Here is a 1,848-nt window from a genome sequence, read left to right as displayed (position 1 = left end):
GTAAGCCAGATTTTCAGGAGTTTGTCGGCTTTCTAGGGGCGTATCCGGTTGTTGAGCGAGGTCGTCGGTATCAAGTGCGATAACGGTAATATTTGCGGGAAAGGCAATCTTATTTCGCAATTTCGCTTGGGCGATCGCCACCTTCACATCGCCATTTGCCAATAAATAAGCAATGCGCTCTTGGGGGAGTTCCGGATCGATGGGCAAATAGGCGGCTCCAGAGGCGAGAATCCCTAAAACAGCGACGACTTGTTCCCCACCTTTTTCCATCACCACAGCAACCAATTCATTGGGCATTACGCCTAAATCTCGCAACCGATGACCGACTTGACAGGCAAGGCGAGAAAGTTCTTGATAAGTAAAGGTGCGATGGAGGGTGGAAATGGCGATCGCTTCGGGGGTCTTTTGCGCCTGTTGGAAAAATCCGTCGTGCAGCAGTCCGGAAGGAAGGGGCGCTTCTGTCCGATTGCTTTCTCGTTGAATGTCAAGCTGGGGAATTTCCAACTGTCGCCCTTCTGTTTCCCAAGCACCCTCCACTGTCGCCAAGCGATGGAGAAAGCTTTCGTAAGTTGCAAACATGGCATCGAGAACTCCTGCGGGAAAGGCTTCATCCACGCAGTCCCAAGTTAAAACCAAAGTCTCTTCATCTTCGTATACCTGATGGTCGAGAATCACTTGCGGGGTTTGGCTGATACTATAGGTTAACTCCCCAAATTGCGAGATTGCCGTAGGTTTCGTCTCAATTCCTTCTTGAATGAGGTTGCTGGTAAAGACAACAGGCATGAGAATGGGAGAGCCATCCCCTTGCAGTTGGCTGAGTTCTCGCAATAAGGTTACGCCACTGACTGCGCTGCGATCTAAGTCTTCCCACAGTTGTTTTTGTAACCGTTGGGCGCGAGTGACAAAAGATTCTTTTTCCCGACAGTCGATCGCTAAGAGAGTGAGGGAGGTAAAATCTCCAACGATGCGATCGATCGCTTTGTGGAGGGGAAGACGGTTGAAAAGGGTGAGATTGAGGGTGAAACGCGATTTTCCGCTCCAAGCGGCTAGAACTTCTGCGAACGCTGCGGCTAGCAAGCCGGAAGGGGTCAGATTGAATTGACTGGTGCGTTGTTTTAAGGGCTGCCACAGTTCCGGAGAAAGGCGATGAGTGCGACGGTTAAAGCGTATCTCTTCTAAGGTAGCGAGAGGCTTGGCAAGGGGCAAATCGGGGGCTGGAGGAAGTTCGGGGAGGCGCTGCTGCCAGTAATCGAAGGCGCGTTGATAAAAGTCGGTCTCTTTTAATGCTTCTAAAGCCAACACATAATCTCGGAAGGAAACAGAGAGAGAGGGGAGTTCGCGATCGGGGCTTTGATAGAGTTCGTAGAGTTCTCGAAAGAGGATCTCGCCACTGCCCAAATCGGCAATCAGAGCGTCAAAACTGAGGTGCAGTCGGACGCGCCCTTCGTCGATGAGAGTAGCGCAGATTTCAAAGAGGGGGGCGCGATCGCTCTTGATAACTTGGTGAGAAAGGCGATCGCGGATTTCTAGAAGGGTATTCTCAACTTCGGTTGGTGATTTACCTCGTAAGTCAAACACTTTGACTTCATAAGGGGGAATTTCGGGGAGAATCTGCTGTTGTCCGTCGGGACGCACGATCGCCCTTAACATTTCGTGGCGATGGATTAAACGTTGCCAAGCTCGGTTATAACCGACGAGATCGAGGGCGATCGCGTCGATTTCTCCGTGACATCCTCCCCCAGTGAATCAAAGATTACACAGGGGGCTTCCAAAGAATCACTTCTTCGGTTTCCTGGTTTTTCCCTTACGGGATTTCGACACTTGCCTAGATTGAGTTGGCTCAACCCC

The 1,848-nt window shown here is 51.0% G+C and carries 1 protein-coding gene; it reads right to left on the bottom strand.

Annotation, left to right across the window (positions count from 1 at the left end; all coding sequences use genetic code 11):
* A partial coding sequence (locus G3T18_RS25810; RefSeq protein ID WP_224413225.1) for a condensation domain-containing protein occupies positions 1-1,710 on the bottom strand: 1,710 nt, incomplete at its 3' end.
* Positions 1,711-1,848 lie beyond the last annotated feature (138 nt).

Origin of the sequence: Oscillatoria salina IIICB1 (assembly GCF_020144665.1) — a bacterium.
Taxonomy (GTDB): domain Bacteria; phylum Cyanobacteriota; class Cyanobacteriia; order Cyanobacteriales; family SIO1D9; genus IIICB1.
Note: the sequence above shows the minus strand (reverse complement) of the source record. Positions and strands in the feature narration are given on the sequence as shown.